The organism is Labrenzia sp. VG12 (genome assembly GCF_002237595.1).
GTDB lineage: Bacteria > Pseudomonadota > Alphaproteobacteria > Rhizobiales > Stappiaceae > Roseibium.
Genome location: NZ_CP022529.1, coordinates 1,766,953 through 1,792,001 on the forward strand (window position 1 = coordinate 1,766,953; position 25,049 = coordinate 1,792,001).

Here is a 25,049-nt window from a genome sequence, read left to right on the forward strand (position 1 = left end):
TTTGCCCGAATTTCAGGGCCTTTAGGCAGGCTTGGAGCGCCTTCGGGGTTTGCGACTCAAATCACTGGTTATATTTCTCGAGCCATAATGATAATGAAGTGGGCATGTTGAAGACCGCAACCGTATCAGCCCTGTCCCGATGGACACGCACCGTCAAGAATGGCGCCATTGGCGCGCTGATCTGCGCCACGCTCCTGATGGGCTTTGCAAGCACACCCTTTGCACAAGATGCCGAGTTGCCGCCGGTTCCGGCTGCAAAACCGGACCCGAAAGCGCCGCCCACCATTTCCGACTCGCCAATCGTCAATCTGCTCGACCGTGAGCCGGAACCGCTTTTTTCCGACATCGTGGTGGAGTCCCCCTATGCACCGACCTCATTCAAGGCGACAGGGGTCAAGGGCGGTCTGCACCAGGGCGCGCTCTATCTCATGGCCAAGTTGACGGCGGACAGCCCTCCCCTCAATGACGACCTGATCTGGCGGATCTATTCCGAAACCACCAATGCCGATGGCCGGTTGCAGCTGGTCGCTACCTCCAGAGGCGGTGATGCCGAGTTCCGGCTCGACCCGGGTGCCTATCTGATCCATACCGCTTACGGCTTTGCGCAGGCAACCAACCGCATCGTCATCGGCAAGGAAGTCCAGTCGAAGATGGTCACGCTCAATGCCGGCGGCATCAAGTTCGGCGCAGCGCTCAAGGATGGCGACCCGCTCGACAGCAAACCGGTTTCCTTCGACATCTTCGGCATGGAGTTCAACCAGCGCGGCGAACGCAACGTGATCGCCAGGAACGTGAAACCCGGATCCATAGTCCGCCTCAGCGCCGATACCTATCACGTTGTCAGCCGCTACGGTGATGTCAACGCCGTAGTCCGCGCCGATATTCAGGTTCTGCCGGGCAAGCTGACCGAGGCCACGATCTTCCACAAGGCCGCCGATATCACGCTCAAGCTGGTCAATGAACGCGGCGGCGAAGCCATCGCCAACACCACATGGTCGGTCCTGAGCCCGGGTGGTGACGTCGTGGTCGAGGCAACCGGCGCCTTTCCGGATTTCGTCCTTGCCGAGGGTGAATATGAAGCGCTCGCACGCAACAACGGCAAGACCTACCTGCACACGTTCCAGGTTGATCCGGGCAACGACCGGGAAGTCGAAGTGGTCACCTCAATCAGTGAACTGTCAGGTCAACAAACGACCGCAAACAACTGATTTCGCCGACTTAACGCCTCACGCTGCGCCAGCGATCGTTTTCCTTCCCTCGTTCCATGGCTTGACCATGGGACAGGACCCGTTGCGACTGCCCATGGCATGTCCTGCGCATTCGGCTGCGGTCACGGCATGAGTTGCCGGATCAGGCCCGGCAGGGGCACTGGAAGAGAGATATCTGGATCTCGGCGAGCGACCGGCAATCAGGTGTCATCCTCACATAGGCGGAAACTTCCGCTTCGCGTCACCTGAAAGCACCGTCAAAGTGGTCTGCTCAGCCGCGACGGCCCAGCAGCCGTTTCTTGGCATCCGCAGGTGCCATTTCCATCACCTTGGTCTGCAGGAAATCCATGATTTCCTTCTGGTCCCGAAAGCCGGACAGGGTTTCGAACGGGATCGGATTTCCGGCGCGGGCGGTGATAACGGAACCGAGAATGCGCCGGAACTCACGCACCAGCAGCGACAGGCGCAGGGTCAGTGAATATTTGCTGACCAGGTGGAACAGCCAGGAGTTCTGGCCGTCAAAATAGAGCGGCAGCACGGTCGCCTTTGAAGAGCGGATCATCTTGGCGGTGAAAGTCTTCCAGGGAAGCTCCTCCGCGCGCCCGAAAGGCTTGGCAGCCGTTGCGACCCCGCCACCGGGAAACACGATGATGGTGGTCCCCTCCTCAAGCAGGCGCAGGGCCTCCTTGCGGGTCGCCATGTTGGTCTTGAGCGCTTCCTTGGTTTCCTCAAAATCTACCGGCAACGAGAACGGACGGACTTCGGGAACCTTCAGAAGTTCATTGTTGATGAGGATCTTGAACGGACGGCCGAGTTTCTCAGCCAGGGCCAGGATCGCAAGACCATCGCCAATTCCGTAAGGATGGTTGGCAATCAAGACCAGTGGACCTTCCGGCAGGTTTTTCGGCGGCCACTCGCCGTCTTCCACGGCGACATTCAGATTGATCAGGCCGAGCAGGTCACTCCAGATATAGTCGGACGTGCCGACCATCGTCTCTTTCCAGACCTCGTAGATGTCGACCAGCTTGCGGCGGCCCGACATGCCTTCAATGGCACGAATGGTCCACCGCTTCAGCGGCGGATGGTCCGGATTGGCATAACTGAATTCAGCGTAATCCACGGCGATCGTCTGACCCTGAGAAGTTTCCGGCAAATCTGGAACCCATTACCAGAACTTCTGTTTCACGAATGTGACAACGCATTGCCCATCACCAAGGGGGTATGCCCCAAGGGAAGGGCAATGCGCAACCTGTCAGTTTTCTCCTAAATCGGAGGTAACCAGGTTATTTCAAGTCCGGCGGGGTCGCTTCCTCGACAAAAGCTGCCACGGCTTCGTCAAGCCCAAAGGATTTCTGGTCCTTGGAGCCAAGACGGCGCACGTTGACAGTCCGCTCTTCGGCTTCCCGCATGCCGCAAACGATGATCACCGGTACCTTGGCCAGCGAATGTTCGCGGACCTTGTAGTTGATCTTCTCGTTGCGGAAGTCGGTTTCCACCTTGAGGCCCTGGGCCTTCAACATGTCGGCGACTTCCTGTCCGTAGGCATCGGCCTCAGAGGTGATCGTCGCCACGACGATCTGCAACGGCGCGAACCACAGCGGGAAGTGACCGGCATAGTTCTCGATCAGGATACCGAGGAACCGTTCCATCGAGCCGCAAATGGCACGGTGGATCATCACCGGCGTCTTTTTCTCGCCGTTGTTGTCGACGTAGAACGCACCGAACCGCTCCGGCAGGTTGAAGTCCACCTGGGTGGTGCCACATTGCCATTCACGGCCAATGGCATCACGCAGGGTATATTCGAACTTCGGACCGTAGAAGGCCCCCTCGCCCGGCAGGATATCGGTTTTCACACGGCCTTCGGATTCCGCCTCGATCTTCTTGAGAACGTCGGCCATCACCTCTTCGGCATGGTCCCAGGCCTCGTCGGAGCCAACCCGTTTTTCCGGCCGGGTCGACAGTTTGACGACGATCTCGTCAAAGCCGAAATCCTTGTAGACCGAGAGGATCAGTTCATTGATCTTCATGCACTCGTCGGCCATCTGCTCTTCGGTGCAGAAGACATGGGCATCGTCCTGGGTGAAGCCGCGCACGCGCATCAGCCCGTGCAGGGCGCCCGACGGCTCATAGCGGTGCACCACGCCGAACTCCGCCATGCGCAGCGGCAGGTCGCGATAACTCTTCAGGCCGTGCTTGAAGATCTGCACGTGGCCCGGACAGTTCATCGGCTTCAGGGCGTAAACCCGGTCGTCTTCGCTTTCCGGATCGGCACACTGCACGGAGAACATGTTCTCCTTGTACCAGCCCCAGTGCCCGGAGGTCTCCCAAAGCGAGGTATGCAGCACCTGCGGCGCGTTGACTTCCTTGTAGTCGTTCCGCAGCACACGGCGTTTATAGGCAATAAGGCTCTGGAACATGTCCCAGCCCTTGGGGTGCCAGAAGACGACGCCTGGCCCCTCTTCCTGGAAATGGAACAGGTCCATCTCCCGGCCGAGTTTGCGGTGGTCGCGCTTTTCGGCTTCCTCCAGCATGTGAAGGTAGCCCTTCAGCTCCTTCTCATTGTGCCAGGCGGTCGCATAGATGCGGGACAGCATCTCGTTGTTGGAATCGCCACGCCAATAGGCGCCGGCCACCTTCATCAGCTTGAAGGCGTCGCCGATCTGCTTGGTGGAGACCATATGCGGTCCGCGGCAGAGATCCAGCCACTGGCCCTGCTTGTAGATCTTGATGTCCTGGTCTTCCGGGATCGCATCAACCAGCTCGACCTTGTAGTGCTCGCCCTTGGCGGCAAAATAGGTCTTGGCTTCCTCGCGGGTCCAGACTTCCTTGGTAAACTGGGCGGCGCGCGCAATGATCTCGCGCATCTTCTTCTCGATCACCGGCAGGTCGTCCGGATGGAACGGCCAGTCGTCACCGCTATCCGGATGAACCCGCTTGAAATCATAGTAAAAGCCGTTTTCGATCACCGGCCCGATGGTCACCTGGGTGCCCGGCCACAGTTCCTGCACGGCTTCGGCCATCACATGGGCCGCATCGTGGCGGATCAGTTCCAGGGCACGCGGATCGTCGCGGGTGACGATCTCAAGCTTGTGGTTTGCGGTGATCGGATCGCTGAGATCCTTCAGTTCTCCGTCAAGGGTCATCGCAACGGCCTTCTTGGCCAGCGATTTGGAAATGCCCTCGGCAACGGCAAGACCGGTGGTGCCCTGCTCGTACTCGCGCACGGAATTATCGGGGAAAGTCAGCTGAATCATAGTCATGTCTCCTGCTCACTCCTGCAGACAAGGCAGGTAAGCTTTTCAAAGGTTCGGGAACGCTGGGTGGCATACGGGATTCAGACTGATCCGGCAAGCTTTACCCGGGCTTTCCGCTCGTTTTCAGCGCGAGTGTGTTGATTATGCGTCTGCCCCGAAAACCCTGACGCGAGGTTTCAGTCTCCCGCTTCCGTTACCACCAGGGGCGGTGGCCGTCTCTGGATCGGCTGCGACTTCACGATAGCGGTGCTGGTCTCCGCCTTGTCGGAGATCTTGTCCAGGATACCGTCTAAAAGCTCGATCGACGGCACTGCCAGGCGGGCGATGAAACAGTCTTCGCCGGTGACCTTGTCACATTCGCAAAACTCCGGGATGTCCTGGATCAATTGCCGGACGATGTGGAGTTTGCCCGGCAGGGGCCGGATGCGCACGATCGCCTGCAGGCTGTATCCAAGCGCCTTGGGATCGATATCCGCCGTGAAACCGCGGATGACGCCCCTTTCCTGCAGCCGCCGGATGCGCTCGGACACTCCCGGGGAGGAAAGTCCGGCTTGGGTCGCCAGCTCCTTCAGCGACATCCGCGCGTCCCTGATCAACGCTTCGATAATTTTCCGATCCGTTTCATCCAGCTTCATATTTTCAACTCTGCCGCCTCGCCGCCTTCCAAAATAAACCAAAAGCCAGAAACAACCTAATTCTGAATGTAGAGCCCTGCCCGCGCCTTTGCCAGACTTGTCACAACTTGAAGCAAAAGGAGGCTCACATGGACAGAACTCTTCGCGGTGCCGCCGAAATGACAACGGCAATGGCGATCCTCGGTACCATCGGCCTTTTCGCGGTGCTCTCGGGCCAGCCCGCGATTGATGTCGTTTTCTGGCGCTGCACCTTCGGGGCGCTGACGCTCCTGATCATCTGCGCTGCGATGGGCCTGTTCCGGAAGCAAATCACCTGGAAACAGCTTTTCGTCGCCGCGATCGGCGGTGTTGCCATCGTCGTCAACTGGGCCATGATTTTCAGCGCAATTGGCCAGATCTCCATCAGCGTCGCGACAGCGGTCTACAACATCCAGCCCTTCATTCTCGTCGGGTTCGGCGCCCTCTTTCTGGGGGAAAGGATCACCGCCAACAAGCTTGGCTGGCTGGCCATTGCCTTTACGGGGGTGGTGGTGATTGTCCTGTCCAAGCCCGAAGCAGCCAGTTACGCAAGTTCCAATCTCGCGCTTGGAATTCTGCTCGCGATTGGAGCGGCTTTCTTTTGGGCGGTCGCGGCCCTGCTCACCAAGAAACTCACCGGCACACCGCCACAGCTGATCGCCCTGGTCCAGGTCTGCGTCGGTATCCTGATGCTGGCGCCGTTTGTCAGCTGGAACGCGCTGCCGGAAGGCACGATTGCCTGGAGTTCATTGATCACGCTCGGCGCGGTCCACACCGGGATCATGTATATCGTCATGTACAGCGCGGTTCAGAAATTGCCGACCTATCTGCAAGGCGCATTTTCGTTCATCAACCCGGTTGTCGCCTTCCTGGTCGACTACGCCGTCTTTGGCTACAAGCTCCAATTGCCGCAACTGGGCGGCGCGGCCGCGATCCTGGTGGCCGCCATGGGCATGACATTCGGCTGGCAGCTGATCCGCAGCCGCAACAAAGAAGCCTGCGCTTCATGACGTTGCGGCGGCCCGGTCCTTGCCACGTTTTCTGATGGCGGCGTCGCGGAGTTGCTTGGCAACAGCTTCCGCGCCGCCCCGCGTTTCGCGGATCATCGCCAGATCTTCCGTATCGTTGCCGTCCAGCGGCGCGATCGCAAGGTCGGAATAGCTGCGCCTTGCCGGATCGGCCTTCACCTTTCGGTAGATCCGGTAAACCCGCCAGACAGACGACAGATAGGCCCAGTGCTTTCGAAGGCTGTCGAAGGCAAAACGGGGATAGAAAACCAGCGGGTTTTCGCGCGGAAGACCCGACCGCCTGTCTGTGCGGTGTTTCAGACGGAAATAGCCACCTTCAAGCGGGTGCACCCCTTCGCATTCCACCATTAGCTTGAACCACATCATCAGGAACAGCTTGTTACCCGGACGCCCCCTGCGATGCGCAGCGGCCCGGCGCAGAACCGTTTCGATATGCGCATCCGAATAGTAGCTGGCCCAGGCAGACCGATAGGCCTCTTCCCATTCGTCGTCACTCATTTTCGGATGGTGGCTGACACGGTGATTGAGGTCGTATTTATTGAGGTCCGGATCCATCCAGATACCCTTGTCAAGCAGCACCTTGTGGTCTTCCGAACCCGGCAGCGGTGTCAGGTAGAAAAACTCCAGAAGATCAAGCGGCAATTCTCTCTTGATGATCTCGACATCCCGCAGCACCGACGCCTTGGTGTCGCCCGGAAAGCCGATGATGTAGCCCGCGTAGGTGGTTGCACCGTGCGCCCGCCATTTCTGCAGCATCTCGCGGTATTCGGTGATCTTGTTCTGGCGTTTCTTGGCCGCCATCAGATTGTCCGGATTGATGTTTTCCAGGCCAATAAAGACCCGGTTCACACCGGCGCGCGTCGCCTTTTCGATAAAATTCTCGATCCGGTGGCAGAGCGTGTCCACCTGGATGATGAACTTGATGTCGAAGCCGTCTTTCTCGCGCAGTTCGATCAACCGGTCGAACAGCGGTTCCCATTCCCGGTTGCGGGCGAAATTGTCGTCCGTGATGAAAAACCGGTCGATGCCCTGGGCAACATTGTCCCGGATGATCTGTTCCAGGTCATCGGCAGAGCGGAACCGGCTTTTGCGCCCCTGCACGTTGATGATCGTGCAGAAGGAACACTGAAACGGACAACCGCGTCCCAGGTCGAAACTGGAATGGGATCCGGCAGTGAACTGGATATGTTTCGACGGCAGGATCGGCGTCGGCTCGCCTTCAAGCGACGGCAGGTCCGCCATGAAATTGTAAAGCGGTTTCAAGGCCCCTGCCACGGCGTCCCGAAACACCATGTCGAGCCGCCGGTCCTCCGCCTCCCCGGCAAAGTAGCTGACCCCCTCCTTTTGCAGTTCGACCATCTCTTCTGGCATCTCGTCGAGCATGGAAATGCAGCCGGAAACGTGAAATCCGCCAATCGCCGTCGGCAGTCCTTCTTTTACGAATTTCCGCGCCAGGTCCGTTGCTCGTGGAAACTGGTTCGATTGCACACCCACCAGCGCAATCAGGGCCTTGCCGCCGCTCCTGCGGATCTTCCGGGCAATCCGATCGGGCCGGACCCGCTTGTTGGTCTCGTCGTAGGTGTGCAGATGGATACGCGTATCCTCTCCCAGCGCCTTCCGGTCGCGGGCGGCCTCTGCAAGGCCATTGAGGCTCGCAAGTGTGTTGGAAGGAATGGCGGAGCGAAGCCACTGGATCGGGTAGCCGTCATCGTCATAATGAGTTGGCTTGATCATAACGAAATGAAAGTCGCGCACGCTCCTGCCCTCCGCCTTCTGGCTGAAGACAAAGCGTTGCACCCGCATTCCGTCAGGTCAACCTTTTGTTAACCCGACAAGACGGTCAGCACTGCCGCTGAACAAACAGGTAACCGCGTTTGGCGGTATGAGGCTTCCAACTGGCGCCATGCTCAGCCAGAACCTTCTGAAAGCCAGGCATGTTAGACTTCTCATCGGCAATCAGGAGCCAGCCGCCTATCTTCACGGCCGTCAGGAGCCGAGAAAGCGCATCTAGGCGCTCCGTTTCACTCAACATGTGCAAGGTGCGGTCGATCAACACGACATCAAACGCACGGTCGGGGGAGTACTGCGCGAGATCGGCAACAACCCCCTCAATGGCAAGGCGTTCAAGACGGGCATCGGCAAGCAGCTGTTCGATGCCGTGAGGGGCCAGATCCACACCCGTGACGGAATGACCCAACCGCGCAAGAAACAGCGCATCCCTGCCCTGCCCGCAGCCGATATCGAGAATGGACAGACTGCCAGTCCCAAGCTGTTTGAAGAAATCCGCGATCACACCGGTCGGCTCTCCGAGGGCGTGCGGCGTCGTGCGGTAGAGTTCGTCGTAATCATAGGCCATGGCAACCCGGATAATGTGCCCCGTTGTGGCTGGTCAAGCGTACACGGCCAATGCGCAAAATTCTCAACAAGATCCAGCATGCTCGGGTTCGAAGCGCTACGCTGGAGGGCTGTTCGCAATCGACGCTTTCAGCCAAGCCTGTGCTCTTCGGGAATGTGCACCCCTGTCCAGTGGCCATAGCGCCAAGGCAGAAACCAGCGAGCATTTTCCGGCAGCTCCTCCGGAACCGGGTCAAAGCCAGAGGCCCCCAACGGGTTGCATCTGAGGATCCGGGACAGACCAATCCAGCCGCCAGCCCAGAAGCCGAACCTGCGGATGGCCTGCTCGGTATAGTCGGAACAGGTCGGCGCATACCGGCACCCTCGCCCCATGATCAGCGACAGGGAATGGCGGTAGAGCCAGATCAGGCCAATGGCCAGCCGGCCAGGTAGCGAAAGTGGTCTACCGCCGGGTTGCGGGCTGGTTTTCGGGGAGCACATGACGCAGCGGCATCTCGTCGCACCGGTCAGGCGACCGCGCTGTCTTCCGTGGCACGCGCCTCGATCTGGTCGAGCGCATCGACCACGGCATCAAAGGTCAGCAGGGTCGACGCATGCCGCGCCTTGTATTCCCGCACGGGTTCCAGAAACTTCAGATCCGCAAACCGGCCCTGGGGTGGTTCACCGCCGTCCTTCAGCATGGCGCGCATGCTTTTTTGGACCTCACGCAGTTCAGCCGCGCTGGCACCCATAATATTTTGCGCCATGATCGAAGACGACGCCTGCCCGAGGGCACAGGCTTTGACGTCATGAGCGAAGTCGGACACCACGCCGTCCTTCATGGAAAGATCCACGATGACCGTTGATCCACAAAGTTTCGAATGGGCTTTTGCAGTAGCGTCGGGATGATCAAGCCGGCCGATCCGCGGGATGTTTCCCGCAAATTCCAGGATCTTGGCGTTATAGATGTCGTCGAGCATAACTCGCCTCTTCGTGAATGCCTGTGATGCGCGACACATTGATGGCGCATAGCTTTTCTATATATAGATCAGACGCCACGGCAATTTCGCAAGGGGCAGAGTGGTCGCAGTTGGTCATATCGGGTGCCGCAATGGCGCTTGAAACCGGCTTCTCCCTCTCAGAAACTGTGCGTTCGCATTTTGTGTGGAGTATGATACACGTCCGCGGCCCAAATGCCCGGGTATCCTGATCTGTGCACAGGCGAGCGCCGTATGACGAGTGACAAGGGTAAAGTTGCGAGGATCCCAATGGACGCAGTCCTGAAGCCGGTTGAAAAATCCTTCGAAAGAAAGACACCGGACCAGTTGCATCGGCCGAGCCGCGAGGAAGCGGAAGCGGCGGTGCGTACGATTCTCGCCTGGACCGGCGACGATCCGGACCGCGAAGGCCTGCTCGACACGCCCAAGCGCGTGGTCAAGGCCATCAGCCAGCTCTATAGCGGCTATTTCGAAGACCCGGCCGAACATCTGGCCCGCACCTTCGAAGATGTCGGTGGTTACCAGGACATCGTGCTGGTGCGCGGCATTCCGTTCCATTCCCATTGTGAACACCACATGCTGCCCTTCATTGGCGAAGCACATATCGCCTACTATCCGGCGGAAGGTGTGGTCGGCCTCTCCAAGCTCGCCCGCGTCGTCGACATTTACGCCAAGCGCCTGCAGACGCAGGAAAACTTGACGGCGCAGATCGCATCGGTCATTGACGATGCTCTGGCACCGCGCGGCCTAGCCGTGATGCTCGAAGCCGAACATCAGTGCATGACCATGCGCGGCGTCCAGAAACCGGGGGTCTCCACGATCACCACTCAATTTACCGGCGTGTTCCAGGACGACCCGGCCGAACAGGCCAAGTTCATGTCCCTGGTGCGTGGCAAGGGTCTCTAACCTTCTTCCCTTGCCTGACTTCATTCTGGCAAGGGCTCCTGAAAATGTCCCAAATTGAACTCTCCGACCGCGGCGACAAGAAGACTGTTGAAGACGGTGATCTGCTGATGCCGAAATTTGACGGCGACGGCCTGATCGTCGCCGTCGTCACGGAAGTGTCGTCCGGAGAGGTGTTGATGGTCGGCTACATGAATGCCGAAGCCTTCAAGCGCACGATCGAAACCGGCGAGGCCTGGTACTGGAGCCGCTCGCGCCAAGGATACTGGAAGAAGGGTGAAACGTCCGGCCAGATCCAGCAGGTTCATGAAATCCTGACAGACTGCGACCAGGACGCCCTGGTGCTGAAAGTCTCCGTCGCGGGGAACGGCGCCACCTGCCATGTTGGCTACCGCTCCTGTTTTTACCGCAAGGTGGCCAAAGCGGAAGACGGCACCGTGCGGCTGGAACGTGTCGAGGCCGAAAAGGTCTATGACCCGGCCGAGGTCTACGGCAAGTCCTGAAGCAGCACCCGCCCACCAACTCGCCCCGGCGTAACCCAAGCTCCGGCAAAAAGGGGCGTAAACTTGTCCTGAATGCCTCGCCCCGAACCTGTCCGGGATCGAGAGCTTCCGGGGATTGCATGGCTGATGTGCCACGTGCACCCGGCCACAAATCTTGGCTGCAACCTGCCTGGCCTCAACCAGCGCGCCTGAACCGTAAGGCGGCGCCTCCCCCTTTTTAAGAACGCCCAGCTCTACCAGCAGCCTCGGTTCCAACCGAGGTGTGGTCATCCGTAATACAATTTTATATTGCTTTTCTTGTATTTACAATTTTAGGTTGCTTTTCGTTGATGACTGCTCGGTTCGGCAACCCCGACTTGCAGCAAGGTCATCTCCAGGCTCGCAACGCCCCCCGGGCTGACCGGAAAAGAGGGAAAGGGCCACACTTTCAGAAAAGGGACCACACTCATGACGGACCAGAATTCCGCAAAGCCTGCCTCCGCCGCGGCACCAAAACCCAGCTTCACGAACGAACAGATCGCCCATCAGCTGACCGACAATTTCTGGATCAGGGAAGGAGAGCCCACGCGACACTTCGACATCCCGGTTGGCGGGACCATCACCGTCAATTATGCGGGTTTGACGCAAAAGGGTCAGTTCTACGCCCACTACGCCCTGGAACTGTGGTCAGACGTGACTGGCATTCAATTCGTCACCACCCGCGGCCAGGCAGACATCATGTTCGATGACTGGGACAGCGGCGCCTACGCCCACTCAAACCTCAAATCGGACGGAAGCATCGACCAGTCCTTTGTCAATGTCTCGACATCCTGGATTTCCAGCGACGGTTACAATCTGAGCAACTACTCGTTTCAGACCTACATTCACGAGATCGGCCACGCACTCGGACTGGGACATGCCGGCAATTACAACGGCTCCGCCGATTATGGCATCGACAACGACTATGCCAATGACAGCTGGCAAGCGACGGTCATGTCCTATTTCAGCCAGACGGAAAACACCGCGATCCTCGCCGATTTTGCCTATGTCGCCACGCCGCAGGTCGCCGACGTCATGGCAATTCGCGAACTTTATGGCAGCTCCGGTGACACGCGAACCTCTGACACCGTTTACGGTGACAACGGCACCGCCGGGTCGATCATGAATCACATCATCGGCAACAGCACGCCGACGACCTATACGATCGTGGATGACGGCGGAACCGATACCCTCAATTTCGCGGACACGGGTCAGGACCAGACCATTGATCTGCGGGAACAGGCCATATCAAGCGTCCGCGGTGTCGACGGCAATCTGATCATTGCCGAGGGGACCCGAATTGAAAACGCCATCTCAGGGTCGGGGAACGACCTGATCGTCGCCAATGATCTTCAGAACGTCCTGACGGGGGGCGCTGGCAACGACAGATTCGTTTTCCATGACGCGGCAAGTCACTCAGCGAACCTTGACACGATCACGGACTTCGAAGACGGCAGCGATCTCATCTGTTTCGTCGATGATGACTTCGGGCCTGCGCTCAGTTTCGGACTTCTGGATTTCTCTGCTGTCGGCTCGGATGTGAGCATCCAATTCAACGACGACCGGATCCTTCTGGAAAATGTCAGTCTCGCGAGCCTGGACGTGAACGACTTCCTGTTCGTCTAGCGCCGCCACCACCAACATTCCGGTCCCGACGACGCCCCTTGCCGGACCGGAAAGGCCGGCGTCCAGTTACCCGGACGCCGGCCGTTTCAGCCTCAAGCATGTAAGGTCACACCGAAGTGTCGGCCCGGCAGCGGTCACGCCGCTGACTGGCGCCCGTTTTGTCCGGACGGGCGCTATAAGCAGGTTTCCTGACCAGTTGGCCAGATCAGGCCATCGTGATGTAGCTGCGCATCTGCTCGGCTTCGAGCTCGACCTGTGCAATCTTGAACTTGACCACATCGCCAATCGAGATCACGCCGGTGAGCTTGCCATCCTTGACGACCGGCATGTGGCGGAAGCGGCCCTGGGTCATGCGCGCCATGACTTCGTTGATGTTGTTCTCCTCCGTACAGGTCACAACATTCTTGGTCATGATGCCGGACACTGGCAGCTGAAGCGCCGATGGCCCCTGCGTGCCGATCACACGCACAATATCGCGTTCGGAAATGATACCTTCGATCTCGTTGTCGCCGTTGCAGACAACCACGGCACCAATCTTGTGTTTTGCCAGGGTTTCACAGATTTCGCCAAGCAGCGCGTTGCTTTGCGCGGTTATCGTTTCGTGGCCCTTCCCACTGAGGATTGCGGCTACGGTCATCCAAACACCTCCCATGGCATCTCCGCCCCGCTGAATGCGGAACAAACCCATCATGGCAAAAAAAACAGTTCGCGCAAACCGTTGAGGCACTGCCCGGGCTTGATCCGCAAATGGTGGCAATTCGCCTGGTTGCCGCTACCGCCGGCGCGGCACCGGATCGAACAAGGGAAACAGGGCGAGACCGGCCAGAAAACCACCGATATGGGCCTGCCAGGCAACACTGGCCGGCGCCCCCGCTCCCGCGCTGCTCGTCAGGCCGATAATGAGATTCAGTCCGAACCAGATGCCGACAAAGACCTGCACCTGCCGATCGCGGAAGCATTTCTGAAGCGATTGTGCGGGAACGAAATAGGCTCGGGGATCGTTTGTTCTGAAGACCCCCAACGGTCCGCCAAATTCATAGACAAACCGAATCGCAAGCGCCATGTGTCCGGACACGGCCGCGGATGCGCCGATCATCGGCGACGGACTGCCCCAGTTGGTTGCCAGATGCGCCAGCGCCCCGCCCACTGCGCACAGGGCGGACAACAGTAGAAATCGGCCTGTTCCGAACCTGCGTGCCACGGCCGTTCCGAAGATCGCCATCCAGGCCAGGTTGAACATGATGTGCGTGACACCGCCATGGAGAAGGCTGTAACTGACGAAGCCCCAGATGCTGGACAGGAGCGCCAGCGGCGACAGATTGAAGAATGCCGCGTATTTCTCCGGCCAGAAAGCGAACAGGGCCAGCACCCACCGATCGAGGTTTTCGGGCAGCAGCAGAGACCGGACAGCGTGAATGACAACCATCACACCGCCAAGCCAGAGGATCACATCCGGAAGATTGACGGCACGGGGAGACGGCGGACGCTGAGGCTCCTGCGCCTTCCTGGCTTTTTCACGTCGGGCGCGCTCTTCGTCAAACCGGTATACGTTCATGAAACCTCAGCCTTGTTGTTTCTCTTTTCTAAGCAAGATCCGGGACAAAACAAGGGCGGTCCAGCGCCTGCGAGCACCGAACCCGCAGTATGGTGAATGCAAATAGGGCACGGTTGGCAATGCGGCGACGCTGAAAACAAAACGCCGACTATCTCGCGATAGCCGGCGCCTTGTGATGCCCCCCACCTATCGGTCGCGTCCCCACGCTCCCGGTATTCGGACATGTGTTCAATGTGGCCGGCGCTTGTTTTCACGCATTCAGCTCTTCGTGGCCGTTCCTAGCGGTCCGCAGCCTTGCCAGCAACAACAGGTTCCTCCCACCCGCCGTCTTCATGAACTAAGCGTTAAGCTGCCAGCACCGCGCAGGCAAAACAAGCTTTACCAAGAATTAACCTTAACGCGCCCACGCGACGCAAAGTGACGCCCTCCCAGAGACTTGGCACGCCCCCTGCTTAGTAACAGCCAAACACAAACAGGGAAAAGAAAGCGTCCCGTTTTGAAACAAGCCCTGTCTTGAGACGAAACACCGGACGCAGATTGGCAACGAGGCGTAACCAGATGAAACACGGCGTAACGCAGACACTCTACAACTACTGGGACAATCTTCGCGGCGCACGCCCGGCTCCCAATCGCAGTGAAGTCGACCCCGGAGAAATCCGCGGCCTTCTGGGCGATACCTTCATCCTGGAGACCAACGGTCCGCAGGATGTCCGCTATCGCCTGGCCGGAACCCGCCTGTGCTCAGCACACTGCCGGGAACTGAAGGGCCGCAATTTCCTGCGGGGCTGGAGTGTCAAGGATCGCGAAGCTCTCGAGAGCCTGATCGCCGCCATCACGGAAGACGCCGCTGCCGCCGTTATCGGCGTCAACGGACACACGGAACGCGGCCAGATCCTTCAGATGGAGATGCTGCTGGTACCGCTGAATGTGCCCGGAGAAGGCCGCATCCGCATCCTCGGCAGCTGCACGCCGATGGAAAAACCCTACTGGATCGGCCTGCATCCCATCCTGAACCAGACCGTCAGCAGCCTGCGTCTGGTGTGGCCGGACGAACGGCCGTATTTCGTCGACGCGCCGGCAACGACGATCAATCCCATTCTGCCGCGCTTCACCGCGGAAGGACTGACGATGCCGACCCCGCCCCTGCCGAAGGGCGCCGAACGCAAAGTCGGGCACCTGACCGTCTATTCCGGCGGCAAATCCTGACAAGCCGCCTGCCAATCATTTCCCCTGTCCCGGATCGAGATTCGTTTTGATCCGGGACTGTTTTGCCCGACGTCACCTTTCCACAATTCGATGATGCCGGGATCAATGGTCCTCAGCTGCACCATCCCTAGTATTTTTGCCAGTCTGAAGGCAAAACAGGCGCACTTATTGAGCCGCTCGTCATTTTTGTCGGTTCCGAGCCTAGACCTTGGCGCCGTAACGGCTACACTCTTACACATCATTAACCCCAGCTGCCTAAAGTGATCGAGAGACGTCTTTTGAATCGCATCTCAGCCGGGGAAGTGCGATTTGCGCACGGTTTTGGATAGAACAGGCATGAGCGCCGGATTGGCAACAGCACCAGAGGGAAGCAAATCGCTTCAAGTCACTGATCGCCGGCGACACCAACGCGTTCAGGTGAACATTCTGGGCCGGTTCATGCTTGAGGACCGGCGCGAATACCCATGCCAGGTGATCGACATGTCCCCAGGTGGCATGGCCATGATCACGCCGGTGACCGGCAAGGTCGGCGAACGCGTCATTGCCTATCTCGACCATCTGAGCCGCGTCGAAGGGCGAATTTCCCGATTGATCGATGGCGGTTTTGCCGTGGAACTGCGCAACACGGTGCGTAAACGCGACAAGATCGCCAATGTTTTGACCTGGCTTGCCAACCGGGACGAGCTCAATCTGCCCGAGGACCGGCGCCACGATCGGTTTGTGCCGAAGAACCCGATGACCAAGATGATCCTGCCTGACGGTTCGGAACATGTTTGTCGGATCATCGACGTATCGCTTTCGGGCGCGGCTATCGCCACGGACATCGTTCCGGAGATGGGTGACAAGATCACACTAGGCAAGATGACCGCCCGTGTCATCCGCCGCATCGAAGGTGGAATTGCGGTTGAATTTGCCGCTGTCCAGAGCCGTGAGCTGCTGGAACTTCACATTTCCGCCCCGGAAGACGACTGATTTTCCCACGAGACTGACGTCCACGGCCCCGTTTTCAGCGGGGGCCAGGCTTTAGGGCACGGGCGCACCGTGTCTACGCTCGAATTCCGGCCCGCAAGTGCCGCCGAACACAATACCCATTTGATTTTACGCCTGAGCAACCGGCAGCGACCCTGTTAATTTTTGCAGGTCCGCGGAAAGCTAGCCTGTCCTTTTTTCAAGATAATCAACTTTTTTCAGCGTGGTTTCGCTGCACAAACACCCCATCTCCCGTTACTCGACTGTAATCGCCTTGCCCTGATTACGACCTTTCCAAGATCAGAATCCTTCCTATTTTCGCGCTCCCACTCAATGACTTATGGGAGATTGGAAACAATTTTAGACAAGTTTGAGTCAATCTTTATTCAAATAATACTCAAATTTAAATCAAACAATATTAGAATTAAACTCAAATATTCATCTAGTTTTACTTTGAAGATTTTCTTGAAGTAAAAGTCATTCCGGCATCGTTGCGTCAGCCTTGGGGAGGGCGTTACGATGAAACTACTTAAATCGACTTTACTTGCATCAACTCTGGTTTTCACTGCGATTGGATCGGGAACCTCGGCGCTGGCCGATCCTGGCCGTTTCATGGACATGCACAAATCGGTGAAGGCACCGATCGGTCACGTGCAGTTCTGCAGGGACAATGGCTGGGCCTGTCCCAACGAGCGCTATGAACCTGTGGTCGTCCGGCTGGACGAAGCCAGGTGGAACGAACTCATTGCCATCAACGCGGACGTAAACCGCCGCATCCACCCGATGACGGACACCGATCTTTTCGGCAAGGAAGAGCACTGGTCCTATCCGGTCAATGGATATGGCGATTGCGAGGAATATGTCCTTGAGAAACAACGCGTCCTGATCAAGGCCGGTTGGCCAAAGAGCGCCCTCTTGATCACGGTTGCCAAGGACACCCAGAATTCCGGGCATGCGGTCCTGACGGTGCGCACAGATCACGGCGACATGATCCTCGACAACCAGATCGAGGCCGTTCTGCCCTGGTACTCAACCCCCTACCGCTACATCAAGCGCCAGTCCGCCAGTTCGCCTGTCAAGTGGACCGGCATTTCAGACACGCGCGTGACCACGGTCAGCAGCGTGTCGAACTGACAATTCGGGATTGGCCGGCAATGCCGGTCAAAAGGACGATCCGGTCGCGTCCCCACCCTCCCCATCCCTACCACGACCGGATCCAGGGAACCGGCCCGCCCCCCGCAGGCCGGTTCCCGTTTTTTTCAGATCGTGGATGTGAGCGAGCCTGCGCCCGATGCCGTTCAGACGGCCTTGAGACCGGCCTTGAAACGGCGCCAATTGCGCACGTAACCGTCGGCCGAATTGGCAATGCTCATTGCGATCTCGTCCGGCAAGGTTTTTACCACCTTGCCCGGAACGCCGACCACCAGAGAATTGTCCGGGATTTCCTTGCCTTCCGCGATCAGCGCATTGGCGCCGATGATGCAATTGGAGCCAATGACAGCCCCATTGAGCACCGTTGCGCCCATGCCGATCAGGCTGTTGTCCTTGATGGTGCATCCGTGAAGGATGGCCTTGTGGCCGATGGTACAGTTGTCGCCGATGGTCAGCGGATAGCCCATATCGGTATGGAACACGCAGCCGTCCTGCACATTGGAACGCGCACCGACGGAGATCGTTTCATTGTCTCCCCGCAGCACCGCTCCGAACCAGACGCTCGCCGCGTCTTTCAGAACCACGTCGCCAATCAGCGTCGCGTTTGGTGCAACCCAGTAATCTCCCGTATCGGGGAAAGCGGGGGATCGGCCATCCAGAGCGTAAATCGGCATGACGGATCAGCTGTAGCCGACAATGACAAGGGCCACATTCATCACCATCACTCCGGAGCACATGCTCCACATGCCCGCGATCGTGGAAGAGGCAACCAGCCAGCCGAGCGGCCGTTTTTCAATCCGGCGGCCCCGAATGGCATTTCGCATGATGATGAAAGGACCGGCAAAGACGCACAGGAAGATGCCCGCAAGAAACGCCAGCAAACCTTCGCCGGCCAGGCTGAATTTCGGAGGCTCCTGGGTAACCAGCTGATAGAGGCTGCCCAGAACGCCGGCGGCGACAAAGCCCGCGCAGGCAATGTATCCAACGATTAGAAGATTGAACAGCACGCCCGTTAACCCCTTGTTAACTCTTTCCCTTGGAAAGTGATTAAGAATTCCTAAAGGGTCAAGTGCAAAGACTGTGCCGGAAAGGCAAATGGGCGAAAATCCAGACATTCTGCCGGTTTCCGCGGATGACATGACATCTCCGCACGGGACATCTGTGCCGTTTTTGGACATGTCGTGCCAAAAGGGGGCGGTCCTGAATGGGACGGCGGAACAATGATCCCCGTCACGCTGCCGGAACCCAGCAAATTCCAACCGCGCTTTTTCAATTTGCTGTTTTTGGCACTCTTCATTCTCGGTGCGGCGCATTTGGCGCAAAAGACGCTGAAATTTACGGGAACCTGGGCTCCCTCTTCCCCTGCTCAGATGGCGGAACCGGTCACGGTTTCGATCGGCCCGGCGCAATTTCGCCTGACAAGCGATCTTGTTGCGCCCGGCCACCAAAGGTTCCTGTCGCAGCAGGACATTACCCGCCTGAGTGCACTGCGTCTTAAAGTGCAGTGGCCGGGTCTCACGGCTGAACAGGGTCTGCTTGACAGGACGGACCAGGATCTCATCGTCATCGATCTGGACAGCAATCCGGGACGGGAGAGCTTGCGGGCGCGTCTTGAGCCCTTTTTCAGGCGCCTTGCCAGAGGCGGTGAACTGACAGGGCCGGACGGATTGAAAATCCTCACTCTGTCGTCTCGGGGCGCCCCGGTGACCGACCTTGTTGCTTTTGACCCGGCAAGACAGAACGGGTTCATTGCAAGATGCCGGATCGAAGCATCGAGCCAATCCGCACTTTGTCATCGCGCGCTCCGGCTCGAGGCCGGTCTGGAACTCCGCTATCGCTTCGACCAGTCCCTGTTGCCGGACTGGCGCCGGCTGGACCGGGACATCCTCAAGCGTGTCTCGGACTTGCGTATCCCAGCCAATTGACTTCGGCGAACAAGCTGACGCACCACCGGCAGTTCAAAAAGCAAAAAGGCGGCCTCCGGGGAGACCGCCTAACGCATTCAATCTATCGAACTGCGCCGTTCAGACGTCTTCCAAGTCGATTTCCAGGATCGCCATCTGGAAGTTCCAGCTCAGATCCTCATCTTCATCGTCCCGGAAAATCACGCCGATAAACTCTTCGCCGATATAGACTTCGGCGGAGTCGTCCTTGCGCGGGCGAGCGCGGACCTGAAGGCTCTGCAACTCGAATTTCGAACGCAGATACGCTTCGATCTTGCGGATTTCATCAGGCTTCACGGCGATCTCCTGTTGTAGCCATTGACAGTGACTGGGGCTTTGACTGGCCGGGACCCTACAGGACCGGGCCGCTTTGCCAAAGCCTTTCCGTCAGCTATCCCCGTCTTCCTCGCCAAGAAGCTGGTTCATGCTTCGTGCGGGTTCCGGACACCCTGCTTCCCCGACGATTTTCGCCGGAACGCCCGCCACGGTCGTGTTCGCCGGCACATCCTTCAGAACAACGGAGCCGGAGGCAATCCGCGAGCAATGGCCGATCTCCAGGTTGCCGAGCACCTTGGCGCCTGCACCGAGCAACACGCCGTGTCGGATCTTGGGATGACGGTTGCCCCCGACCTTGCCCGTACCGCCAAGCGTAACGCCCTGCAGAATGGAGACTTCATCCTCGATCACCGCCGTGCCACCGACAACAATGCCGGTGCCGTGGTCGATAAAGATGCCCCGACCAACCGGAACGGCCGGATGGATGTCGATCTGGAACACTTCGGACGCGCGGCTCTGCAGATAGAGCGCAAAATCCTTGCGCCCCTTGCGCCAGAGCCAGTTTGCCAGACGGTGCGTCTGCAACCCGTGGAAACCCTTGAAATAGAGAACCGGTTCCAGATAGCGGAAGCAGGCCGGGTCGCGATCGAACACCGCCACGATATCGACCCGGAAGATCTTGGCGAGCTCGGGCTCGTCTGCAAGGGCTTCGAGGTAGGTCTGGCGGATCAGCGATGCGGATACGACGTCCCGTCCAAGACGGTCGCCCAGGCGGTGCAGAACGGCCTCTTCCAGGCTGTCATGATTGAGCACCGTCTCATAGACAAAGGATGACAGGGCGGGTTCATCCGCCACCATTGCCTGCGCTTCTTCCCGCAATTGCCGCCAGACCGGATCATGGGTCGGAACTTGTTTCAAGTCGGACTTGCTGATCGGTGCCGACATGGCCTGTCTCCTTTTCAAGCCGTCACAACAGCCTAAACATAGGACTGTCGTCTGATATTCCAAAATCAAACTTGCTGATATCAGATATGAAACCCTTAAATGAACCCGCAAGGTTCAAGAATTCCTACCTGTTGCATATATGATTTCCCTATTCGAGGCTCATGCATGACCCTGCTTTCCCCTGATGGTCCATCAACGGACAACCCGCGGCTGACGGTGCGCGGCGCCGTGGCGGAACTGCTGCTCAATGCGCCGTCGAAAAAGAATGCGCTTCCCCTGGCCGCCTGGCAGGCGCTCCCCGCCAGACTTGAAGAGCTGCGAGAAGACAAGGAGATCCGTGTTTGCGTGGTCCGCGGCAGCGGCGGCAAGAGCTTCTGTGCAGGAGCCGACATCTCCGAATTCGAAGCCATACGCTCCACGCCAGAGGCTGCAAAGCGGTATGACGACATCAATGTCGCGGCCTTCAGGGCCCTGAAAAGCCTGCCGGTTCCCGTCATTGCCGCCATTGAGGGCCCTTGCCTTGGCGGCGGGCTCGGGCTTGCGCTTGCCTGCGATCTCAGGATCGCTGCACAATCGGCCTTCTTCGCCATACCGGCGGCCAGATTGGGGCTTGCCTATCCGCCGGAAGCACTTGGCGATCTGCTTGAAGCCGTTTCGCCATCCGAAGCGAAGAAACTGCTTTTTTCGGCTGAAAGGCTTGCGGCGCATCAGGCGCTCGCCATCGGCCTGATCAATGAAGTCGTGCCGGATGACAAGCTGGACGAGCGGATCGAAGCCCTCACGGCCACGCTGTGCGCCAACGCTCCGCTGTCGCTGAAAGCTGCAAAGCAGGCGATCAACCAGTTGGCGGCAACAGGGACTGACGGCAAGCTCGCCGAGCTCCGGCGTGACGCGGAGCGCTGCATTGACAGCGAGGACTACAGGGAAGGCTGCCGGGCCTTTCTGGAGAAGCGACGGCCTCGTTTCAACGGGTCCTGATGCCGGCAGCCGACCGGATTCACTTTCTCAGAGTGCTCCCGCATCCCTTTGAAAAGAATCGCCTTTGACCTCACGCAGGCTCGGCATCGGCCTTCAGCGCGATCAGGAAGTCTTCCACCGCTCCGGCGAAAACATCATTCTTGTCACCGGCCACCATATGACCGGCATCGTGGATGTCGGTGAACCTGGCATGTGGCACCAGCGCCTGGAACTCCTTCACGTGATCCATGGACACGAGCTCGGAGTTCCGGCCGCGAATGAGCAGCACCGGCAGCTTCAGATTACCGGCCGCAACACTCATTTCATCTTGGGCAGCCGCCGCCTGATCCGGATTGCTGTGACGGTCCGTCTTCAGGAAAGCCGGGTCCCAGTGCCAGCGATACCGGCCATCCTCGTGAAGACGCAGGTTCTTGGACAGGCCCGACAGGTCCTTCGGCCGGGCCCGGTTGGGCAGATAGCGGGCGATGGCATCGGCTGCCTCTTCGACCGTGTCGAACCCGACATCGACCCGGTCGCCCATGAAGCCGAGGATCTTGCTGACGCCGTCCATGTCGATCCTCGGCGTGATGTCGACCAGCACAAGAGCGGCAAGTCCGCCCGGATTTTCGCGGCCTTCCGCAAGCATACCGGCAAACCCACCCAGCGACGCGCCGACCACAACCGGTTTTTGGCGATGCAGGGCGCCAACCTGCCGGGTGACGGCCACAAGATCGCGGGCAAAATCGTCGAAGGCATAATTGCCCGAAGCGACCCAGCCGCTTTCTCCGTGTCCACGCTGGTCCAGCGAATAGACCGGATGACCAAGATCGGCGATGCGTTTTGAGGCAGCGTCCCAGGAGTGACGCGTCTGACCGCCGCCATGCAGCATGATAACCGGCTGCTCACCCGCGCCATAGCGGTCTGCGATCAGACCGTTTTTCTCCGCTCCCTGGAATTCAACCCGTTTCGGACCCATAAAACCTCCCACCGATCAATAGCCTTGGCAGGTGCTCCTCCAGCACCAGGACCAGCTTCTAAGCGTCAACGTTGTTCAAGAAGGCCAGCACGCCCTGCTTGTGAACCTTGTCGCCAACGGCGACCATGTGGTCGCGCCCCGGGATTTCCAGAATATCCGCATGCGGGATCAAGGCCGCCAGTTTTTGCGGAGAACCGGCAACATCGTCTTTGGTCCCGACGGCAACCAGCACCGGCCGTTCGATCCGGGCGACATCCTCTTCGCTGATCTTCTGGCGCGACGACCGCATGCAGGCCGCCAGCGCGCGTCGGTCCGACCCCGTCTGTTCGGCAAAGGCACGGAAGGCCCGCCCGGTCCGGTCGCTGATATCCTGCAGTCGTTCGGTTTCAAGGGCTGTTGCAATCGGCTCCGGGTCCCCGATCCCGGTGATCATGCCGTAGCCCAGTCCGGAAAAGACGGCCCGGCGCACCCGGCCCGGATGGTTCAACGTCAGGAACGCGGAAATCCGGGCTCCCATGGAGTAGCCCATCACATCCGCCTGTTCGATCTTGAGGTGATCCAGCAGCCGGCGCGCATCTTCCGCCATCACGGGTGCCCCGTAGGCGGCAGGATCATAGAATTTCTGGCTGTCGCCATGACCGCGATTGTCGATCGCAATGACACGGCGTCCGTCCTTCACCAGGAGATCCACCCATCCGGGATACCGCCAGTTCACTTGCTTGTTGGATGCAAAACCGTGGATCAGGAGGATCGGGTCGCCTTCCCCTTCGTCCAGATAGGCGATCCTGACACCATCAAACTCAAACTGCGGCATGAACAAGTTAACCCTTACGTAAACGGAAAACGCAATTAGTCCCTACCCTAAGCGGTTTACCGCCTCTTGGCAAAGCCCAAATCAAAATGCGCCACGCCCCTCGCCTGTGAACCGCGGCACAAAGCCTCTACACAGACCGGGCAGGAGTGGATATGGTCCGCAAGATTTGGTATCGGGGTCCGGATTTGAGAGCTGGCCCTTGAGATAAAGAGGAATTTGACAATGGCGGATCAGGTCGTCCCGCACTTTCAGAATTCTAGCGGACATGACTCCGTAGCCATCGGTGCACGGGAATTCATGTGCATTGGCGCGAATCCGCCGTTTGACCACCCTCACGTCTTCCTCGACATGGGCAGCGAAAACGAAGTGGTCTGCCCCTATTGCTCCACGCTTTACAAGTTCGATGCAACTTTGCAGGCAACCGAGTCCTCGCCTGCTGATTGCAGCTGGGCGCCGGCCGCCGCATAAGCTATAAGCGGTGACATGAGCACGAATGGTGAGGCTGACCACCCGATCGTCATTGCTGGCGCTGGCATAGGCGGCCTCGCGGCCGCACTCGCCTTGCAGGCAAACGGTCATTCCATCATCGTGATGGACAAGGCCAGGGCTCTCAAGGAAGTCGGCGCCGGACTTCAGCTGTCTCCGAATGCCTGCTCGGTTCTCGACCAGCTCGGTGTCTTGGAAGATCTCGCCCCCCACGCCTGTGCCCCGGACAATCTGCGTATCTGGTCAGGGGCGTCGGGCCGGCAACTGGCAACTGTGCGTCTTGGGAATTTCCTGAAAGAACGTCACGGCCACCCGTTCTGGCAGATCCACCGTGCCGACCTTCAACAGGTGCTGCTCAGAAAAGCAAAGTCGGTGGAAGGCATCGAGCTCAGGCTCGGCTGCGAGATCGTGGATCTGACCTCCTCCCCCTATGACCACCTGTCATGCATTTTCCAGGACGATCAGGTCACAGGTCATCAGAACTGCAAGGCCCTGATCGGTGCGGACGGTGTCTGGTCGAAGGTGCGACAGCTTGTGCCGGGCCATGAGAATGCTCATTTCAGCGGGCAAGTCGCCTACCGCACAACCTTGCCTGTCGATGCCGTCCCCAAACGCTGGCTCGGCGATGCGGGTCTCTGGCTCAATGAGGACTCGCATCTGGTTCACTATCCGGTCAAGGGCGGCCGGGAACTCAACATTGTCGCGCTGACCTCGGAAGCCTGGCAGGATGAAACCTGGTCCGCACCGGCAGACAAGGAAGCCCTGCTGCACCAGTTCGCCAACTGGCCGACGGATGTCCGCAATCTTCTGAGGTCCTCGGATCACTGGCTCAAATGGGCCCTGTGCAGCGTCAAGGCCACTGCCCCCTGGTCTCACGGCCATATCGCCCTCCTCGGCGACGCCGCGCATGCGATGCTGCCCTACATGGCCCAGGGTGCGGCAATGGCCATTGAAGATGCCGCCGTTCTTGCCAACCACCTGCCCGCAGACGCAACCAATATTCCGGCTGCCCTGAGAGCCTTCGAGCGCGAACGGAAATCGCGCGTGGCGCATGTGCAGGACATTTCCTTCGGCAACGCCCGTACGTTCCACTATTCCGGCGCCATGGCCTTTGCACGCGATATGGTTCTGCGTCTGTCCAAACCCACGTCCCTGGCAAGCCGGTACGACGATATTTATGGCTGGACGCTGCACCAGTAGACAGCGCTTTTGCTTGAGCCGTGCGATAAGCTGGGCTAAAGCCAA

The 25,049-nt window shown here is 58.8% G+C and carries 27 protein-coding genes; 12 read left to right on the plus strand and 15 right to left on the minus strand.

Annotated elements, in window-relative coordinates; translation table 11 throughout:
* Nucleotides 1-104: 104 nt before the first annotated feature.
* The gene (locus CHH27_RS08165) at nt 105-1,208 is read left to right on the plus strand and encodes a hypothetical protein (RefSeq protein ID WP_208988683.1); all 1,104 of its coding nucleotides are present in this window, start codon (nt 105-107) and stop codon (nt 1,206-1,208) included.
* 271 nt (nt 1,209-1,479) lie between these two features.
* On the opposite strand, the gene CHH27_RS08170 is transcribed toward CHH27_RS08165, so the two are convergent.
* The 3 genes from CHH27_RS08170 to CHH27_RS08180 form a co-directional block, all read right to left on the minus strand.
* Entirely contained in the window at nt 1,480-2,328 is an 849-nt protein-coding gene (locus CHH27_RS08170; protein ID WP_094071145.1) for a lysophospholipid acyltransferase family protein, read from the minus strand.
* Between the two features lie 163 nt (nt 2,329-2,491).
* Nucleotides 2,492-4,462, minus strand: coding sequence for a threonine--tRNA ligase (gene thrS, locus CHH27_RS08175; protein ID WP_198338378.1), 1,971 nt, complete (start codon nt 4,460-4,462; stop codon nt 2,492-2,494).
* A gap of 176 nt (nt 4,463-4,638) precedes the next feature.
* Nucleotides 4,639-5,097, minus strand: coding sequence for an Lrp/AsnC family transcriptional regulator (locus CHH27_RS08180; protein WP_094071147.1), 459 nt, complete (start codon nt 5,095-5,097; stop codon nt 4,639-4,641).
* A 128-nt stretch (nt 5,098-5,225) separates the two neighbouring features.
* Between CHH27_RS08180 and CHH27_RS08185 the strand changes: the two genes are divergently transcribed.
* On the plus strand, nt 5,226-6,125 hold the full coding sequence (locus tag CHH27_RS08185) for a DMT family transporter (RefSeq protein ID WP_094071148.1): 900 nt from the start codon (nt 5,226-5,228) through the stop codon (nt 6,123-6,125).
* On the opposite strand, the gene CHH27_RS08190 is transcribed toward CHH27_RS08185, so the two are convergent.
* From CHH27_RS08190 to CHH27_RS08205, 4 genes are all read right to left on the minus strand, one after another.
* Entirely contained in the window at nt 6,120-7,877 is a 1,758-nt protein-coding gene (locus CHH27_RS08190; protein WP_094074598.1) for a radical SAM protein, read from the minus strand. The two genes, CHH27_RS08185 and CHH27_RS08190, sit on opposite strands and share 6 nt — an antisense overlap.
* Before the next feature lie 106 nt (nt 7,878-7,983).
* Nucleotides 7,984-8,499 (minus strand): bifunctional 2-polyprenyl-6-hydroxyphenol methylase/3-demethylubiquinol 3-O-methyltransferase UbiG, encoded by a 516-nt coding sequence (locus CHH27_RS08195; protein WP_094071149.1) that lies wholly within the window; start codon nt 8,497-8,499, stop codon nt 7,984-7,986.
* A 128-nt stretch (nt 8,500-8,627) separates the two neighbouring features.
* Nucleotides 8,628-8,978 (minus strand): membrane protein insertion efficiency factor YidD, encoded by a 351-nt coding sequence (yidD, locus tag CHH27_RS08200; RefSeq protein WP_094071150.1) that lies wholly within the window; start codon nt 8,976-8,978, stop codon nt 8,628-8,630.
* Between the two features lie 26 nt (nt 8,979-9,004).
* On the minus strand, nt 9,005-9,457 hold the full coding sequence (locus CHH27_RS08205; protein WP_094071151.1) for an iron-sulfur cluster assembly scaffold protein: 453 nt from the start codon (nt 9,455-9,457) through the stop codon (nt 9,005-9,007).
* Nucleotides 9,458-9,745: 288 nt separating this feature from the next.
* Here CHH27_RS08205 and folE point away from each other — a divergent pair, with 288 nt between their 5' ends.
* The 3 genes from folE to CHH27_RS08220 all read left to right on the plus strand — a co-directional run bounded on the left by folE (nt 9,746) and on the right by CHH27_RS08220 (nt 12,525).
* On the plus strand, nt 9,746-10,381 hold the full coding sequence (folE, locus tag CHH27_RS08210) for a GTP cyclohydrolase I FolE (RefSeq protein WP_094071152.1): 636 nt from the start codon (nt 9,746-9,748) through the stop codon (nt 10,379-10,381).
* 44 nt (nt 10,382-10,425) lie between these two features.
* On the plus strand, nt 10,426-10,881 hold the full coding sequence (hisI, locus tag CHH27_RS08215; protein WP_094071153.1) for a phosphoribosyl-AMP cyclohydrolase: 456 nt from the start codon (nt 10,426-10,428) through the stop codon (nt 10,879-10,881).
* 447 nt (nt 10,882-11,328) lie between these two features.
* Nucleotides 11,329-12,525, plus strand: a complete 1,197-nt coding sequence (locus CHH27_RS08220) for a M10 family metallopeptidase (RefSeq protein ID WP_094071154.1) — start codon at nt 11,329-11,331, stop codon at nt 12,523-12,525.
* 205 nt (nt 12,526-12,730) lie between these two features.
* On the opposite strand, the gene CHH27_RS08225 is transcribed toward CHH27_RS08220, so the two are convergent.
* Both CHH27_RS08225 and CHH27_RS08230 read right to left on the minus strand, forming a co-directional pair.
* Nucleotides 12,731-13,162, minus strand: a complete 432-nt coding sequence (locus CHH27_RS08225; RefSeq protein ID WP_094074599.1) for a CBS domain-containing protein — start codon at nt 13,160-13,162, stop codon at nt 12,731-12,733.
* A gap of 135 nt (nt 13,163-13,297) precedes the next feature.
* Nucleotides 13,298-14,080: a rhomboid family intramembrane serine protease gene (locus tag CHH27_RS08230; RefSeq protein WP_094071155.1), complete on the minus strand. Its 783-nt coding sequence runs from the start codon at nt 14,078-14,080 to the stop codon at nt 13,298-13,300.
* A 558-nt stretch (nt 14,081-14,638) separates the two neighbouring features.
* Between CHH27_RS08230 and CHH27_RS08235 the strand changes: the two genes are divergently transcribed.
* The 3 genes from CHH27_RS08235 to CHH27_RS08245 all read left to right on the plus strand — a co-directional run bounded on the left by CHH27_RS08235 (nt 14,639) and on the right by CHH27_RS08245 (nt 17,389).
* Complete coding sequence (locus tag CHH27_RS08235) at nt 14,639-15,286, plus strand: PAS domain-containing protein (RefSeq protein ID WP_094071156.1); 648 nt, start codon at nt 14,639-14,641, stop codon at nt 15,284-15,286.
* A 336-nt stretch (nt 15,287-15,622) separates the two neighbouring features.
* Entirely contained in the window at nt 15,623-16,258 is a 636-nt protein-coding gene (locus CHH27_RS08240; RefSeq protein ID WP_094071157.1) for a PilZ domain-containing protein, read from the plus strand.
* 516 nt (nt 16,259-16,774) lie between these two features.
* A complete protein-coding gene (locus CHH27_RS08245) occupies nt 16,775-17,389 on the plus strand; it encodes a transglutaminase-like cysteine peptidase (protein WP_198338379.1) in 615 nt (204 codons plus the stop codon).
* A gap of 164 nt (nt 17,390-17,553) precedes the next feature.
* Here CHH27_RS08245 and CHH27_RS08250 read toward each other — a convergent pair whose 3' ends face one another.
* Both CHH27_RS08250 and CHH27_RS08255 read right to left on the minus strand, forming a co-directional pair.
* On the minus strand, nt 17,554-18,081 hold the full coding sequence (locus CHH27_RS08250; protein WP_094071159.1) for a gamma carbonic anhydrase family protein: 528 nt from the start codon (nt 18,079-18,081) through the stop codon (nt 17,554-17,556).
* A 6-nt stretch (nt 18,082-18,087) separates the two neighbouring features.
* The gene (locus tag CHH27_RS08255; protein ID WP_094071160.1) at nt 18,088-18,414 is read right to left on the minus strand and encodes a hypothetical protein; all 327 of its coding nucleotides are present in this window, start codon (nt 18,412-18,414) and stop codon (nt 18,088-18,090) included.
* Between the two features lie 213 nt (nt 18,415-18,627).
* Here CHH27_RS08255 and CHH27_RS08260 point away from each other — a divergent pair, with 213 nt between their 5' ends.
* On the plus strand, nt 18,628-19,332 hold the full coding sequence (locus CHH27_RS08260; RefSeq protein ID WP_094071161.1) for a hypothetical protein: 705 nt from the start codon (nt 18,628-18,630) through the stop codon (nt 19,330-19,332).
* A gap of 99 nt (nt 19,333-19,431) precedes the next feature.
* Here the strand turns inward: CHH27_RS08260 and CHH27_RS08265 are convergent, their stop codons facing one another.
* Complete coding sequence (locus CHH27_RS08265) at nt 19,432-19,647, minus strand: DUF3126 family protein (RefSeq protein ID WP_094071162.1); 216 nt, start codon at nt 19,645-19,647, stop codon at nt 19,432-19,434.
* Between the two features lie 90 nt (nt 19,648-19,737).
* Nucleotides 19,738-20,571 carry a serine O-acetyltransferase gene (cysE, locus tag CHH27_RS08270; protein ID WP_094071163.1) on the minus strand — a complete coding sequence of 278 codons (834 nt, stop codon included), beginning with the start codon at nt 20,569-20,571 and terminating at the stop codon, nt 19,738-19,740.
* A 165-nt stretch (nt 20,572-20,736) separates the two neighbouring features.
* On the opposite strand from cysE, the gene CHH27_RS08275 reads away from it, so the two are divergent.
* Entirely contained in the window at nt 20,737-21,549 is an 813-nt protein-coding gene (locus CHH27_RS08275) for an enoyl-CoA hydratase (RefSeq protein WP_094071164.1), read from the plus strand.
* A gap of 70 nt (nt 21,550-21,619) precedes the next feature.
* Here CHH27_RS08275 and CHH27_RS08280 read toward each other — a convergent pair whose 3' ends face one another.
* The gene (locus tag CHH27_RS08280) at nt 21,620-22,504 is read right to left on the minus strand and encodes an alpha/beta fold hydrolase (RefSeq protein WP_094071165.1); all 885 of its coding nucleotides are present in this window, start codon (nt 22,502-22,504) and stop codon (nt 21,620-21,622) included.
* 58 nt (nt 22,505-22,562) lie between these two features.
* Entirely contained in the window at nt 22,563-23,318 is a 756-nt protein-coding gene (locus CHH27_RS08285; protein WP_094071166.1) for an alpha/beta fold hydrolase, read from the minus strand.
* Nucleotides 23,319-23,540: 222 nt separating this feature from the next.
* Here CHH27_RS08285 and CHH27_RS08290 point away from each other — a divergent pair, with 222 nt between their 5' ends.
* Both CHH27_RS08290 and CHH27_RS08295 read left to right on the plus strand, forming a co-directional pair.
* On the plus strand, nt 23,541-23,786 hold the full coding sequence (locus CHH27_RS08290; RefSeq protein ID WP_094071167.1) for a zinc-finger domain-containing protein: 246 nt from the start codon (nt 23,541-23,543) through the stop codon (nt 23,784-23,786).
* A 15-nt stretch (nt 23,787-23,801) separates the two neighbouring features.
* Entirely contained in the window at nt 23,802-25,004 is a 1,203-nt protein-coding gene (locus CHH27_RS08295; protein ID WP_094071168.1) for an FAD-dependent monooxygenase, read from the plus strand.
* The last annotated feature ends 45 nt before the right edge of the window (nt 25,005-25,049 follow it).